At 62.5% G+C, this 15,267-nt stretch carries 14 protein-coding genes; 11 read left to right on the top strand and 3 right to left on the bottom strand.

The genetic code is table 11. The annotated features are described in order from the left end of the window. Positions 1-14: 14 nt before the first annotated feature. The 3 genes from NKK52_RS20585 (at position 15) to NKK52_RS20575 (ending at position 3,002) form a co-directional block, all read left to right on the top strand. Positions 15-533 carry a YcnI family copper-binding membrane protein gene (locus NKK52_RS20585; protein WP_023683022.1) on the top strand — a complete coding sequence of 173 codons (519 nt, stop codon included), beginning with the start codon at positions 15-17 and terminating at the stop codon, positions 531-533. Positions 534-586: 53 nt separating this feature from the next. Continuing rightward, entirely contained in the window at positions 587-2,212 is a 1,626-nt protein-coding gene (locus NKK52_RS20580; protein ID WP_023683023.1) for a copper resistance CopC/CopD family protein, read from the top strand. Between the two features lie 100 nt (positions 2,213-2,312). After that, positions 2,313-3,002: a hypothetical protein gene (locus tag NKK52_RS20575; RefSeq protein ID WP_155923308.1), complete on the top strand. Its 690-nt coding sequence runs from the start codon at positions 2,313-2,315 to the stop codon at positions 3,000-3,002. 66 nt (positions 3,003-3,068) lie between these two features. Here NKK52_RS20575 and NKK52_RS20570 read toward each other — a convergent pair whose 3' ends face one another. Continuing rightward, positions 3,069-3,506, bottom strand: a complete 438-nt coding sequence (locus tag NKK52_RS20570) for a VOC family protein (RefSeq protein ID WP_023683025.1) — start codon at positions 3,504-3,506, stop codon at positions 3,069-3,071. Positions 3,507-3,712: 206 nt separating this feature from the next. On the opposite strand from NKK52_RS20570, the gene gnd reads away from it, so the two are divergent. Further along, positions 3,713-5,140, top strand: coding sequence for an NADP-dependent phosphogluconate dehydrogenase (gene gnd, locus NKK52_RS20565; RefSeq protein WP_023683026.1), 1,428 nt, complete (start codon positions 3,713-3,715; stop codon positions 5,138-5,140). A 33-nt stretch (positions 5,141-5,173) separates the two neighbouring features. Here the strand turns inward: gnd and NKK52_RS20560 are convergent, their stop codons facing one another. Beyond that, entirely contained in the window at positions 5,174-6,217 is a 1,044-nt protein-coding gene (locus NKK52_RS20560) for a LacI family transcriptional regulator (protein ID WP_023683027.1), read from the bottom strand. A gap of 391 nt (positions 6,218-6,608) precedes the next feature. Between NKK52_RS20560 and NKK52_RS20555 the strand changes: the two genes are divergently transcribed. The 7 genes from NKK52_RS20555 to mgrA all read left to right on the top strand — a co-directional run bounded on the left by NKK52_RS20555 (position 6,609) and on the right by mgrA (position 13,979). Next, positions 6,609-7,847 carry an ABC transporter substrate-binding protein gene (locus NKK52_RS20555; RefSeq protein ID WP_023683028.1) on the top strand — a complete coding sequence of 413 codons (1,239 nt, stop codon included), beginning with the start codon at positions 6,609-6,611 and terminating at the stop codon, positions 7,845-7,847. A gap of 81 nt (positions 7,848-7,928) precedes the next feature. Then, positions 7,929-8,822: a carbohydrate ABC transporter permease gene (locus NKK52_RS20550; RefSeq protein ID WP_023683029.1), complete on the top strand. Its 894-nt coding sequence runs from the start codon at positions 7,929-7,931 to the stop codon at positions 8,820-8,822. Beyond that, positions 8,815-9,750 (top strand): carbohydrate ABC transporter permease, encoded by a 936-nt coding sequence (locus NKK52_RS20545; RefSeq protein WP_023669802.1) that lies wholly within the window; start codon positions 8,815-8,817, stop codon positions 9,748-9,750. Before NKK52_RS20550 ends, NKK52_RS20545 begins: the two co-directional genes overlap by 8 nt. A gap of 5 nt (positions 9,751-9,755) precedes the next feature. Further along, the gene (locus NKK52_RS20540) at positions 9,756-10,856 is read left to right on the top strand and encodes an ABC transporter ATP-binding protein (RefSeq protein WP_023683030.1); all 1,101 of its coding nucleotides are present in this window, start codon (positions 9,756-9,758) and stop codon (positions 10,854-10,856) included. Positions 10,857-10,974: 118 nt separating this feature from the next. Beyond that, positions 10,975-11,721: a sugar phosphate isomerase/epimerase family protein gene (locus NKK52_RS20535; protein WP_023683031.1), complete on the top strand. Its 747-nt coding sequence runs from the start codon at positions 10,975-10,977 to the stop codon at positions 11,719-11,721. Between the two features lie 11 nt (positions 11,722-11,732). Then, positions 11,733-12,875 (top strand): Gfo/Idh/MocA family protein, encoded by a 1,143-nt coding sequence (locus tag NKK52_RS20530; RefSeq protein WP_023683032.1) that lies wholly within the window; start codon positions 11,733-11,735, stop codon positions 12,873-12,875. A gap of 57 nt (positions 12,876-12,932) precedes the next feature. Continuing rightward, the gene (gene mgrA / locus NKK52_RS20525; protein ID WP_023683033.1) at positions 12,933-13,979 is read left to right on the top strand and encodes an L-glyceraldehyde 3-phosphate reductase; all 1,047 of its coding nucleotides are present in this window, start codon (positions 12,933-12,935) and stop codon (positions 13,977-13,979) included. 76 nt (positions 13,980-14,055) lie between these two features. Here the strand turns inward: mgrA and NKK52_RS20520 are convergent, their stop codons facing one another. After that, positions 14,056-15,147, bottom strand: coding sequence for a S1 family serine peptidase (locus NKK52_RS20520; RefSeq protein ID WP_023683034.1), 1,092 nt, complete (start codon positions 15,145-15,147; stop codon positions 14,056-14,058). Between the last annotated feature and the right edge of the window lie 120 nt (positions 15,148-15,267).

Below are 15,267 nucleotides of genomic sequence, written 5' to 3'. Positions count from 1 at the left end.
CGAGAGGGACCATCATGAACAAGTATCTTTTGCCGGCCGCTGCATTCCTTGTCCTGGGGACAAGCGCTGCCTTCGGCCATATCACGCTCGAAACCCAGGAAGCGCCGGTCGGTTCGACCTACAAGGCCGTGCTGCGCGTGCCGCATGGCTGCGAAGGCAAGGCGACGATTGCCGTGCGCGTGCAGATCCCGGAAGGGGTGATCGGGGTGAAGCCGATGCCCAAGCCCGGCTGGACGCTGCAGGTCAAGAAAGGCAAGTACGAGAAATCCTACCAGCTCTATGGCGAGGCGGTGACCTCGGGCGTCAAGGAAGTCGACTGGAGCGGCGGCAGCCTGCCGGATGAATTTTATGACGAGTTCGTCTTCCGCGGCACGTTGGCCGCCGATCTGCCGGCCGGGCAAAAACTCTATTTTCCGGTGGTGCAGGAATGCGATGGGGCCACCACGCGTTGGATAGAGATTCCGGCGGCTGGTCAGGATGAGGATGCGCTGGAAGATCCGGCGCCCGGCCTCAACCTGCTGCCGAAGAAATGATGCATTGGCGGCGCGCTGCTTCGAAGCGGCGCGCCACTGTTTTGGTGGATGGCATGAACGTGGCCTGTTTTCAGCGGATAGAACGGACAGCCGGCAGGTGCTTCGGCCTGCTGGCCGCGATCCTGCTGCTTGCCGTCCTTGCCACGCCAAACCAGGCCTTTGCCCATGCGGCGCTGATCAAGGCCGAGCCTGCCGACGGCGCGGTTCTGGAGCGAGCGCCGACGCAATTTTCGCTGACCTTCAGCGAGCCTGTGTCGCCGCTGGTGCTGACCTTGGTGCGGCCCGACGGTACGCCTGTCGCTTTGACCTCGTTTCGGTTGAGCGACCAAACGGTTGAGATCGGCAATCCACAAAAGCTCGGGCCGGGCACCCATGTCTTGAGCTGGCGGGTGATTTCCGCCGATGGCCATCCGGTCGGCGGCTCGGTGCTGTTTTCCGTTGGCGCGCCAAGTGCGGCGCCGGCGGTGGGGGAAGCTGTCGATATAGATTTGCGGTCAGCGATCTGGACCGGCAAGGTTCTTCTCTACATCGGGCTTTTCCTCGGCATTGGCGGCGCCTTCGCGCTGACATGGCTGGCGCAAGGCCAGCGCTCAGGCCAGCGCTTCGTCATTGCCGCCATCCTGTGCGGGCTGGTCGCAGCACCCCTGTCGCTCGGGTTCCAGGGGCTGGACGCGCTGGGCGCGCCACTCGCCCGGCTGGCGCAACCGGTGGTCTGGCGGACGGCGCTTGGCACCAGCTTCGGCTGGACGGTGCTGATTTCGCTGGCGGCGCTCGGGCTTGGCCTGCTGTCGTTGGTCGGATCGCGTGCTGGCGCCAGGCCGTTGGCGCTCGCCGGGCTGGCCGGTGTGGGTGCAGCCCTTGCCGCCAGCGGCCATGCCAGTGCAGCCGAACCGCAATGGCTGACGCGGCCTATGGTGTTCCTGCATGGCGCCGGCATCGCTTTCTGGGCTGGAGCACTGCTGCCGCTCGGCCTGGCGTTGAGCAGCCAATCGATGGAAGCCGGGGCGTTCCTGCGGCGGTTTTCGCGCGCGATCATGCCCGTGGTGGTAGTGCTTGCCGCCGCCGGTGTGGTGCTCGCCATCATCCAGGTGCAGACACCGGCGGCACTGGTCAACACCGCCTATGGCCGGCTGCTGCTGATCAAGCTGGCGCTGCTGGTGTTTCTGTTCACGCTGGCGGCGGTCAATCGATGGCGGCTCACCGCCTTGGCCGAGGCCGGAGCGACGGAAGTGCGGCGACGGCTTAGCCGCTCGATCTCAGTCGAAATGCTGATCGTGCTCCTGATCTTCGGCGTTGCCGCCGGCTGGCGCTTCACGCCGCCGCCACGGGCCCTGGCAATCGCCGCGGCACAACCGACGTCGACCCATATCCACACTATGAAGGCGATGGCCGACATCGACATCACGCCCGGCCATACCGGGGAGGTCACCGCCTCCATCGTCATCATGGATGGCGATTTCGGCCCGCTCGACGCCAAGGAAGTGTCGCTGGTGCTGTCCAAGCCCGATTCCGGGATCGAGCCGATCAAGCGTCCGGCGACCAAGCCAGGCGACGGCACTTGGCGGGTCGATAATCTCGTCATTCCGATTCCAGGCCGCTGGACGGCGCGGCTCGATATTCTGGTTTCGGATTTCGAAGTGATAAAGATCGAAGCGCCGATCGATATCCGCGCCGACTAATATACCAAATGGCTATGCTTTCGTTTTCCGCATAAGCTACGAGTCGCCTTGTGCGGTTCATTGGCTTTTACTGGTGCATTGATATGTTCGGGATCGAGCGATGCCTCTGACGGTGCACTCTTTGTGGCAAAAAACAATTCGATCAGCCGTCGTATCAGCTCGGTCTATAGCGAAAGTATGTTGCGGTCTTCTGGTCTTCTTTCTTGTCGGCGGGTGCGATCTCACAGGTAAAAAAAGCTTGACGCAGCCGAGTTTGACCCGTGAGGAGCGCCTGAAGTTTGCCCGAGATTCCTACGCCAAAGAGCAATGTAAAAAGCAATGGGCGGTACTTTGGCCCTTGGCGCGAGAAGGCGATGGCGAAGCCCTGTCGGAGCTTGCCTATGAGCTCGAGCTCGGGCTCAAGATGCCGGCCACGGATTCGGATATGAAAGGCGATGCGCATGATGCCAATGTCACTGTCATTGCCATCTACGGTGCGGCAAAACACCCTGACGGCAAAAGCAATCTCAATTATATCTTTGACCCTGCTCGATGGAATAAGGACGATGTCAAGGTTGTATCCATTCGTTCAGGCTCGATCATTTATAGTTCAATCAACCCTCCTCCTCCGGCTTCAATGACAAAGTTGAAAAATTGCCTCTTTCAGGCAAATTCCTCCGCTGCCGGCGATTTATGCGTCGCCCAGGCCATCGAATTGGGGCTCATTCCAAGCTTTCCCGAATACAGCACGGCCATGGACGCAGTCCTGGCTACATACCGCGCGGAGAGCTGCACTCCTCGTCCCTGGTAAGAGAATAGTACCCGACGCCTGAGCGCAACTTGGCTCCCGGAAAGCCGCGTCGGGCTCTCAACTCGCTCAGCCGAGTTCCTGGGCTAACCCGATGAGATGCCCTTCCGGCCCGCGGATGTAGCAGAGCCGATACACCTCCTGGTAACGGACGACTTCACCGACCAGCTGCGCGCCACGCTTGCGGAGCCTTTCCAGCGTGTCGTCGATGTCGTCCACGGTAAACATGACGCGCAGGTAGCCCAGGGCGTTGACCGGGGCGTTGCGGTGATCGGCGACGACAGTCGGCGTGAGGAAGCGGGAGAGCTCGAGCCGGCTATGGCCATCCGGTGAGCGCATCATGACAATCTCGACGTGCTGATCGCCGAGCCCGGTGACACGTCCGGCCCACTCGCCTTCGATCGTCGCCCGCCCTTCCAGTTCGAGGCCGAGCTCGCGAAAGAAAGCAATCGTCTCGTCGAGGTCATCGACGACGATTCCGACATTGTCCATCCGTTTGACTGCCATAAGTTCAACCTAACGTCATATGTTCGATCGGCAAGGCGGCGCCTGGTCACCAACTGACCCTTCCTGACTCGGTCTGACACAACGCAGACGCAACACAATTCGGCGAGGCGGTTGACGTGGCGCGAAAGGCCCGTCAATCATCTCGCCGAAAAATGGGCATCCCGAAAAACGCGGCCTCAACAAAATCCGAAAGCAGGGAAGAAACGATGGAAAAAGCCGAAATAGGCCTGATCGGCCTTGGCACAATGGGCTCCAACCTCGCGCTCAACATTGCCGAGCACGGGCACCGCATCGCCGTCTTCAACCGCACCAAAGCGCGCACCGATGCCTTCCTCGAAGGCGCCGGTTCGCTCAGGGACATGGTGGTGCCCTGCTACAGCCTGGAAGAACTGGCAGCTGCGATCAAGCCGCCGCGCCCGGTCATCATCATGGTGCTGGCCGGCAAGCCGGTCGACGAACAGATCGAAGCGCTGCGCGGCGTGTTGTCTGACAACGATATCGTCATCGATGCCGGCAACGCCAATTTCCGCGATACGATGCGGCGCTTTTCGGAACTGTCGTGCTCAGGTCTCACCTTCATCGGCATGGGCGTATCCGGCGGCGAGGAAGGCGCGCGCCATGGACCGTCGATCATGGTCGGCGGCACCGAAGACTCCTGGAAGCGCGTCGAACGCGTGCTGACCGCGATCTCGGCCAAGTTCAAGGATGAACCGTGCGCTGCCTGGCTTGGCACAGACGGCGCCGGGCATTTCGTGAAAACCATCCACAACGGCATCGAATATGCCGACATGCAGATGATCGCCGAGATCTACGGCATCCTGCGTGACGGTCTCGGCATGGGGCCGAAGGAGATCGGCAAGGTCTTCGAGGACTGGAACAAGGGCCGGCTCGATTCGTATCTGATCGAGATCACCGCCAAGGTGCTGGCCGCCGACGATGCAAAGACCGGCAAGCCGGTGGTCGACATCATCCTCGACCGTGCCGGCCAGAAGGGCACCGGCAAATGGTCTGTCATCGAGGCGCAGCAGCTCGGCATTCCGGCGACGGCCATCGAGGCGGCGGTGGCGGCCCGCGTGCTGTCCTCGATCAAGGATGAGCGGCAGGCGGCCGAAAAAGCCTATGGCAATATCGGCGTCACCAAGATCTCCGGCGACAAGGCGGCACTTCTGAAAGACCTGGAGCTGGCGCTGCTCGCCGGCAAGATCGCCGCCTATGCACAAGGTTTCGCGGTGATGAGCGCCGCCTCGAAGGAGTTCAACTGGAACTTGCCGATGCCGACCATCGCCAAGATCTGGCGTGCCGGCTGTATTATCCGCTCGCAGATGCTCGACACCATGGCGGAAGCCTTTGGCTCGGGCGGCGCGTCCACCAACCTTTTGATGGCGCCGGCTTTCACCACCATGATGCAGGAGGCGCATCCGTCGCTTAGGCGCACCGTTGCCAAGGCATCGGAAGCAGGCTCGCCGGTGCCTGCACTGGCGTCGGCACTTGCCTATTTCGACAGCTACCGCCAGGGCCGCGGCACCTCGAACCTGATCCAGGCGCAGCGCGATTTCTTCGGCGCGCATGGCTTCGAGCGCATTGGCGAGCAGGGGGCTTTCCATGGCCCATGGGGCAGCGGCGCTGCCGGCTAGGGTCAGGTGAGGCGGCCTCTCAGGTCGTGCCAGTCAGCCCTGATACGCGACGACGTCGCCTGGCTTGACCACTGTCTGCAAAGAGCCAGGTGCCGCGCCGCCTATCCAGCCCAGCACGGCGCGGGCAAGCTCGGTGCCGGCGAGGCGGAAGTCTTCGTTGACGATCAGCAACTCCCGGCGGAACAGATGCAGCAGTTCCGACGATTGCTTGGACACGACATCGACGTCGCGGCCGAGTTTCAGGCCGGCATCCTCGATGCCGGCGACGATGGCCAGCGTCGCTGCGGCGGCGCTGCTGACGAAACCGTCCGGCCTGACGTCGCGGCGCATCAACTGCGCGGTCCGCGTCCTGATCTGATCGATCGACTGGTCGATCGAAACAGCGTTGAACGGCACTTCGCTGGCGTCGACCTCGCTCAGTGCGTCGGCAAAGCCATTGACCGTGTGGTCGTAATAGGTGAGCCCGACCGGCGGCGCTACCAGCGCCAGCCGGCGCCGGCCGACGCTGGCCAGATGGCGTACCGCTTCGGCGGCGAAGGCGTAATTGTCGAAGTCGTGATAGGGGTGGACAAGCCCCATATCGGTGCGGCCATGCGTGGCAAAGGGTATGCCACGCTCCAGCATGTAGCGGGCGCGCGGATCGTTGGGCTGCGTGCGTGAGATGATGACGCCATCGGCCGAGCCGGACTCGACCAGATACTTTACCGGGTCCAGCGGATCCTGCGAGCGCGAGTAGGGCGTGACGATCAGGTGATAGGGTGTGTCGGCAATGACCTCCGAGACGCCGTAGATGATGTCCGAGACAAAGCTCATGATCTCGCGCTCGGTATTGAGCACGAGGCTGATAACATTGGTCTTGCCAGTCCGCAGGCGCACGCCGGCGCGGTTCGGCCGGTAGCCGATCTGCCTGGCGACGAGTTGAACCCGCCGCCTGGTCTCGGCGCCGATCTCGGGTGCATCCTTGAGCGCGCGCGAGACGGTGGTGACGCCGAGCCCTGTCATGAAGGCAAGCGTTTTCAGCGTCGGCCGCTCATGCGCCGACGCCTCGTCGTCCTTCTCCGTCTGGTCCCTGTCCATTCGTCCCGCCCCGTCAGGCGCATAGCAGCCGGCGGACCAGCCGACAATCGCTTCGATGACGATGTGGCACGGTTCTTCGCCGTCAGGCCTCACTATACTGAAACGTTACAGATTTCCAACATCGCAGCGCGTGGTCTCTCAAGCCATGGTTTTGGCAGGGTTTTGGCGGCCAGAAAGGTTGCGCGAGAATCAGGTTCGAGACGGTTTTCTTGCGCTGCAGCATGATTTTGCAGCGCAGCACCCGGTTTTGCGCGGAGTTTGCCGGTTTGCACGCAACGAATTTGTTCGCGCCTCGAAAAAACATTCGAGCGCGTTTATCTCAGGGGTTGCACGCTCCGCATAATTGCCGTATCGAAAATCTGTAACGTTTCAGATTCTGGGAGGAACCGAAATGCGCTATAGACTTTTGACCGCTGCCCTTGCCGCGACGGCCGCGCTTCAGCTTGCCGGCCCGGCGGCCGCCACCGACCTGGAAGTCACCCATTGGTGGACGTCGGGCGGCGAGGCGGCGGCGGTTGCGGAATTCGCGAAGGCTTTTGACGCGACCGGCAATCACTGGGTCGACGGCGCCATTGCCGGATCCGGCGGCACGGCACGGCCGATCATGATCAGCCGCATCACCGGCGGCGATCCGATGGGCGCCACCCAGTTCAATCACGGCCGGCAGGCCGAAGAACTGGTGCAGGCCGGCCTGATGCGCGACCTCACCGATGTCGCCACCAAGGGCAAGTGGACGGAAATCGTGCGGCCGAAGAGCCTGCTCGACAGCTGCACCATCGACGGCAAGATCTATTGCGTGCCGGTCAATATCCACTCCTGGCAGTGGTTGTGGCTGTCGAACGAAGCCTTCGAGAAGGCCGGCGTGCCGCTGCCGAAGGACTGGAATGAATTCGTGGCGGCAGCGCCCGCCCTGGAAAAGGCGGGCATCATCCCGCTCGCTGTCGGCGGACAGGCCTGGCAATCTTCCGGCGCCTTCGACGTGCTGCTGGCGGCGGTCGGCGGCACCGACGCGTTCCTTAAGGTCTACAAGGACAAGGATGCCAAGTTCGCCGCCGGGCCCGAGATCGCCAAGGTCTTCAAGGCCGCCGACGATGCCCGCAAGATGGCGAAGAACACCAATGTGCAGGACTGGAACCAGGCAACCAATCTCGTCATCACCGGCAAGGCCGGTGGCCAGATCATGGGTGACTGGGCGCAAGGCGAGTTCCAGGTTGCCGGCAAGGTCGCCGGCAAGGACTATGCCTGCCTGCCGGGCCTCGGTCTGAACGAAGTGATCGCCACCGGCGGCGACGCCTTCTATTTCCCGCTGCTCAAGGATGCCGACAAGTCCAAGGCGCAGGAGGTGTTGGCAGAGACGCTGCTCGACCCTAAGACTCAGGTCGCCTTCAATCTCAAGAAGGGCTCGCTGCCGGTGCGCGGTGACGTCGATCTCAATGCGGCGAACGACTGCATGAAGAAGGGTCTGGCGATCCTCGCCAAGGGCGCCGTCATCCCGTGGACGGACCAACTGCTTTCGCAGGATACCCAGAAGCAGAAGGAAGATCTCTTCGCCGAATTCTTCGCCAAGCCGGACCTGACCATCGAAGACGCGCAGAAGCGCTTTGCCGACCTCATCGCTTCGGCAGACTGACGTTGGAGGCAATACACCTCGATCCCGGCCTTGCGAAAGCAGGGCCGGGATCGCACCGCCCTTACCCAGCCGGCTGACGAGATGAGCAAGAGCGAACGCCCCAACCCGCTGTTCCGCAACATCAATGCGAAGGTCGCCTCGATCCCGATGATCCTCACCGCGTCGGTGGTTTTCGTCGGCGGCACCGTCTGGACGGTGTTCTATTCCTTTACCAATTCGAAGCTGCTGCCACGGCTGAATTTCGCCGGGCTCGACCAGTATTACCGGCTGTGGGCGACGCCGCGCTGGCTGATCTCGATCGAGAACCTTTTGATCTACGGCGCGATCTCGCTCGTGTTCTCACTGGTCATCGGCTTCCTGCTTGCAGCGCTTCTCGACCAGAAGATCCGTTTCGAGGACACGTTCCGCACCATCTTCCTCTATCCGTTCGCGCTTTCCTTCATCGTCACCGGCCTGGTCTGGCAGTGGCTGCTCAATCCGGATTTCGGCATCCAACATGTGGTGCGGGACCTCGGCTGGACGAGCTTCAACTTCGACCCGCTCTACAATTCCAGCATCGTCATCTACGGCATTTCGATTGCGGCGCTGTGGCAAGGCACCGGGCTCATTATGTGCCTGATGCTGGCCGGCCTGCGCGGCATCGACGAGGACATCTGGAAGGCGGCGCGGGTAGACGGGATCCCGATGTGGAAGACCTATCTGTTCATCGTCATCCCGATGATGCGGCCGGTTTTCATCACCACGCTGGTCATCATCGCGTCGGGCATCGTCAAGGTCTACGACCTCGTTGTCGCCCAGACCAGCGGCGGCCCCGGAATCGCCTCCGAAGTGCCGGCCAAATATGTCTATGACTACATGTTCTTCGCACAGAATCTTGGCCAGGGCTTTGCCGCCTCGACCATGATGCTGCTCTCGGTGGTGATCGTCGTCGTGCCGTGGGCCTACCTTGAATTTGGAGGCAGGAAGCGTGGCTGACCCGGCCGTCCCTTTGCCCGCCAGCGCGGGTGCCGCCGAGCGCGAAGCCTCCGGGCCGCGCGGGCCGAAGCCGCGGCATGTCTTCTCGCGCCGCAATATCTTCCTCTATGGCACGCTGATCGTTGTGGCGGTCTACTATCTGCTGCCGCTCTACGTGATGGTCGTAACCTCGCTCAAGGGCATGCCCGAGATACGGATGGGCAATATCTTCTCGCCGCCGCTCGAAATCACGTTCGAACCGTGGGTGAAGGCGTGGGCGACCGCCTGCACCGGCCTCAATTGCGACGGGCTTTCGCGCGGCTTCTGGAATTCGGTGCGCATCACTGTGCCGTCAGTGCTGCTGTCGATCGCGATCGCCTCGGTGAACGGCTATGCGCTGGCCAACTGGCGCTTCAAGGGCGCCGACACATTCTTCGTCATCCTGATCGTCGGCGCCTTCATCCCCTATCAGGTGATGATCTATCCGATCGTCATCATCCTGCGCGAGATCGGCCTCTACGGCAGCCTCAGCGGCCTGGTGATCGTCCATTCCATCTTCGGCATGCCGATCCTCACGCTTTTGTTCCGCAACTATTTTGCCTCGATGCCGGAAGAGCTGTTCAGGGCGGCACGGGTCGACGGCGCCGGCTTCTGGGGCATCTTCCTGCGGATCATGGCGCCGATGTCGCTGCCGATCTTCGTCGTCGCCATCATCCTGCAGGTGACCGGCATATGGAACGACTTCCTGTTCGGCGTCGTCTACACCCGCCCCGACACCTATCCGATGACGGTGCAGCTCAACAACATCGTCAATTCGGTGCAAGGCGTGAAGGAGTACAACGTCAACATGGCCGCCACCATCCTGACCGGGCTCGTGCCGCTCATCGTCTACTTCATTTCCGGCAAGCTTTTCGTGCGCGGCATCGCCGCCGGTGCGGTGAAAGGGTGATGGCGATGACGGCAGCCAACGGCACCAGCGTTTCGATCCAGGACCTGTCCCTGAATTTCGGCTCGGTATCGGTGCTGCAGACCCTCAATCTCGAGGTCGCAGAGGGCGAGTTCATCGTGCTGCTCGGTCCCTCGGGCTGCGGCAAGTCGACCTTGCTCAACTGCATCGCCGGGCTGCTCGATATTTCCGAAGGCCGCATCTTCATCAAGGGCAAGAACGTCACCTGGGAAGAGCCCAAGGATCGCGGCATCGGCATGGTATTCCAGTCCTATGCACTTTATCCGCAAATGACGGTGGAGAAGAACCTGTCGTTCGGCCTGCGCGTTGCCGGCCTGCCCAGGGACGAGATCGCCAAGCGCATCGCCCGCGCCGCCGAGATCCTGCAGATCGAGCCGCTTTTGCAGCGCAAGCCCGCGGCCTTGTCCGGCGGCCAACGCCAGCGCGTGGCGATCGGGCGGGCGCTGGTGCGCGACGTCGACGTCTTCCTGTTCGACGAGCCACTATCCAATCTCGACGCCAAGCTGCGCTCGGAACTGCGCGTCGAAATCAAGCTTCTGCATCGCAAGCTGCAGAACACCATGATCTACGTCACCCACGACCAGATCGAGGCGATGACGCTGGCCGACCGTATCGCGGTCATGCGCGGCGGCGTCATCCAGCAGCTTGACGCGCCGCAGACGATCTATAACCGGCCGGTCAACCGGTTTGTCGCCGGCTTCCTCGGCTCGCCGGCGATGAATTTCCTCGAAGGGGAGCTGGAGGCCAGTGCTGCTCCAGTGTTCAGGACCGACCGTGTTTCGGTGCCGCTCGATCGCTATACCTTTGACGGCACGGAGCGCCCGGCCGGCGCTTGCGTGCTGGGCATCCGGCCTGAACATATCGCTTTCGGTGACGCGGCTAAGTCGATGCCGTTTTCCGCCGGCGGTTCGGTCGAGATCGTGGAGCCGATGGGTTCCGACACGCTGGTGTGGACGAAGCTTGCCGGCCGCAACCTCTCCTTCCGCGTCGAGGCGGAACGGACGCTGCGCAGCGGCGATCCGATCCAGTTCGGTTTCGATCCGGCGCGCGCCTCGCTGTTCGACGCTGCGACCGGCAATCGCCTGTGACCCTCTAGAATCATCCGCAAACCATCCTCCCAAGAACGATCCCCCTAAAACGATCTCGCGAAAACGATCCCCCGAAAACATCCCCAAGCCTTAACCACCCAAGAAACGGACAGAGACGATGAACTGGTCATTCCAACTCTACAGCGCCCGCAATTTCCAGCCGTGGGACGGCATCCTGAAAATGCTTGGTAAGCTCGGCTACAAGGAAGTCGAAGGTTTCGGCGGCGTCTATGACGACCCCAAGGCGTTCCGCGCCGAACTCGACAAGAACGGGCTTTCGATGCCGACCGGACATTTCTCGATCGATGCGCTGGAGAATGATTTCGACGGCGTACGCAAAACAGCCGACGCACTCGGCATCACGCTCGTCATCTGTCCCTATCTGCTGGCCGAGCAGCGGCCGGCCGACGCTGCCGGCTGGCGCGGCTTTGGCGAGCGTCTGGCCAAGGTCGGCGAGACCGCAAAAAAAGCCGGCTACGGCTTTGCCTGGCACAACCATGATTTCGAGTTCAAGACACTCGCCGACGGCTCGGTGCCGCAGGATCACATCCTGTCGGCTGCGCCCGACATCGGCTGGGAGATGGACGTCGCCTGGGTAATCCGCGGCGGCGTTGATCCGCTGCCGTGGATCGAAAAGCACGGCAAGCGCATCAGCGCCGTCCATGTCAAGGACATGGCCAAGTCAGGCGAAGGCCTTGACGAGGACGGCTGGGCGGATGTCGGCCACGGCACCATCGACTGGGCCGGCCTGATCAAGACACTTCAGGCGAAGAGCGCGGCCAAATATTACGTCATGGAACAGGACAACCCCAACGACATCGAGCGCTTCGCCAGCCGCTCGCTCGCATCCGTCAAGGCTTACTAGGAACAATCATCATGGCAAAGAAACTGGGTATCGGCGTCATCGGCTGCGGCAACATCTCGAAAGCGTATTTCTCGCTGGCGCCTCTGTTTCGCGGCATCGAGATGCGCGCCTGCGCCGACATCAACATGGACGCGGCCAAGGCACGGGCGAAGGAGTTCAAGCTGCGCGCCGAGACCGTCGAAGAACTGCTCAAGGATGACGAGATCGACATCATCGTCAACCTCACCATCCCGGCGGTGCACTACGGGGTGTCGAAGCAGATCCTCGATGCCGGCAAGCACGTCTATTCGGAAAAGCCGTTCGTGCTGTCGGTCAAGGAAGGCCTCGACCTCAAGAGCCGGGCCGAGAAGAAAGGGCTGCGCATCGGCTCGGCCCCGGACACGTTCCTGGGCGGCGCGCACCAGCTGGTGCGCAACCTCATCGACACCGGCGCGCTCGGCAAGATCACCAGCGGCACCTGTCATGTGATGGGCCACGGCATGGAGCACTGGCACCCCAATCCCGATTTCTTCTTCCAGCCCGGCGCCGGGCCGGTGCTCGACATCGGGCCCTACTACATCACCAACCTGATCCAGCTGATCGGGCCGGTGAAGCAGGTGGCGGCCTTCGCGACAACGCCTGCCAAGGAGCGCACGATCTCGTCGAAACCGCGCGCGGGCGAGAAAATCCCGGTCAACACGCCGACAACGATCCACGGCCTGCTGGAGTTCGAGAACGGCGCCGTGATCACGCTCAACACCAGCTGGGACGTCTGGGCGCATGGTCACGCGCCGATGGAACTCTATGGTGAGACGGGCACGGTGTTCGTGCCGGATCCGAATTTCTTCGGTGGCGACGTGCGCATAACCAAGGCGGCAAAACCGGTGAAGAAACTGCCGAAATGGCAGCATCCGTTCGGCGTGCCCAACGAAATGCACGGCCAGGGCATGATGGCCAACTACCGCACCGCAGGCCTTGCCGACATGGCGCTGGCGATCGCCGAGGGCCGGCCGCATCGTTGCTCGATGGAGCTCGCGCTGCATGCCGTCGACGTCATGACCGGCCTGTTGCGGTCGGGCGAGACCGGCAAGTTCGTCGCCATGCAGACCAGCTGCGAGCGGCCGGCTGCACTCGGCGTCAAGGACGCAAAAGAACTGTTGGCGAAGCAGAAATGAGGTAGAAGGGTGTCGGCGCGCTCGCGCCGACACCCATACAATCCAGGATCTGTACCCATGCGCTGGCAGCCGGCTGAACACCGCTATGAGAAAATGCTCTACAACAGATGTGGGCGATCCGGCCTGAAACTGCCGGCGATCTCGCTCGGCCTGTGGCACAATTTCGGCAACGACACGCCGCACAAGACCAAGCAGGCGATCGCGCGCAAGGCCTTCGATCTCGGCATCACCCATTTCGATCTCGCCAACAATTACGGTCCGCCGCCGGGCTCGGCCGAGATCGCCTTCGGCGAGATATTGCGCACCGACTTCGCCAGCTATCGCGACGAGCTGATCATCTCGACCAAGGCCGGCTATGAGATGTGGGCAGGGCCTTACGGCGAATGGGGCAGCCGCAAATATGTGCTGGCGAGCCTCGACCAGAGCCTGAAGCGGATGGGGCTCGACTATGTCGACATCTTCTATTCGCACCGCTTCGATCCGGATACGCCGCTTGAGGAAACGATGGGCGCGCTCGACCATGCGGTGCGTTCTGGCAAGGCGCTCTATGCCGGCATCTCGTCCTACAATTCGCAGCGCACGCGCGAGGCGGCCGACATATTGAAGCAGCTCGGTACGCCCTGCATCATCCATCAGCCGAGCTATTCGATGCTCAACCGCTGGGTCGAAGAGGACGGGCTGCTCGATACGCTGGAAGGGCTCGGTGTCGGATCGATCGTGTTCTCGCCGCTGGCGCAAGGCATGCTGACCGACAAATATCTCGGCGGCATCCCCGAGGGTAGCCGCGCCAGCCAAGGCAAGTCGCTGCGGCCCGCCTTCATCAACGAAAAGACCATCGCTAACATCCAGGCGCTGAACGCGATCGCCGGCAAGCGTGGCCAGACGCTGGCGCAGATGGCGCTGGCCTGGGTGCTGCGCAAGGGCCGGGTCACCTCGGCGCTGATCGGCGCCAGCCGGCCCGAACAGGTCGAGGACTGCGTCGGCGCGCTCAAGGTGCTCGAGTTCAGCGATGCCGAGCTCGCCGAAATCGACACTTACGCACGCGAGTCCGACATCAATCTGTGGGCGGCGTCGGCCGAGCGCAAAGGCCCGCCGCGGAAGTAAGCGGAACAGCCGGCACCGGACAACAAAACGGCGGGAAAGATCCCGCCGTTTTGCGTTTATCAAGCTTCGGGCCCGTTCAGGGCTTCTTGGCCGTGCCGAGACCGGCCTTGGGCGCCGCCGCGGCTGCCGGAGCCGGGGTCTTCATCTTGGCTTCGATCCAACCCGTATAGTTGGCCAATCGCGTGTAGATGCCATAGGCATTCTTGTGGCCGCAAGCGGCGGTGCCGTCGGACGGACCTTCGCCCCAGGAGACGACGCCGACCTGGACCGGACCGTTGGCGCCGGTCATGAACAGCGGACCGCCGCTGTCGCCGTTGCAGGCGTCGCGTTCGCCGCTGTCGGTGCCGGCGCAGATCATGTTCTTGGTCAGCGGATCCGACATATCGGCGGCGATCGCATTGGCGGCGGCATCGATGCCCTTTTCCGAATAACGCATCCGGTGGGAGAGATCGCCAAGTGCCGCCTTCAGGTCATGCGCATAGATCGACTTGATGCCGCTGTTGCAGGCAGCGCTCGGCTCGAGATCGAGATCGGCCACCATCAGCGCGGTCGGGAAGGTGCCGTCCTGCATCTTGCCCCAGCCGATGACCGTGGTCTTGCCGCTGTCTGGCGTCGGCTCATTGGTGATCTTGATGACCGGCGCATCGGCGGGCTCCGCCAGCCGGAGCAGGCCGAGATCATTGTCCAGCGTCTGTTCGCTGTAGCCCTCGTTGACGATGACCTCGACCACCTTGTAGCGCTTGCCTTCGGTAAGATCGGTGGCGCCGGTCAGCACGGTCACCGTGTCGGGCGAAATCGGCCGGCCCTTGTCGTTGAGGCAGTGCGCCGCCGTCAGCACCCATTGCGGAGCAATCAGGCTGCCGCCGCAGAATTGCGCGTTCGGCTGCGAGGCCGGGCTGGGGTCCAGCCGGGCGCTGGTCAGCAGCGCCACCTGGAACGGATAGGCCCCTTTGTCGGCTTCCTTGCCGCCATAGACGCGGTCGGCCCCGTCGGGATTCTCGGCCTTGGCCTTGTCCCGGGATTCGGCGACGCGCTGCATCGGCGAGACCGCCGCTTCCGGCCTGGCGGCGTCGTCGGCTGCATAGAGCGCGTCGACAGCGGGGAAAGCGGCCGCGATGCCCAGCAGCGATGCAGCGGCAAGCGGCCTGAACCGATGGATAATGTTCACCTTGAAACCCTCCTGAGATGAAAAATGCCGAGCCATGCCGCCATGACGCATAACCAACAGAAGCGGTACCGGTACCTCGATCGCCTTCTGCCAGAACGAACGACATCCGCGCGGTCATAA

Origin of the sequence: Mesorhizobium sp. C277A (assembly GCF_040324395.1) — a bacterium.
In the GTDB taxonomy this organism is placed as follows: Bacteria; Pseudomonadota; Alphaproteobacteria; order Rhizobiales; family Rhizobiaceae; genus Mesorhizobium.
Note: the sequence above shows the minus strand (reverse complement) of the source record. Positions and strands in the feature narration are given on the sequence as shown.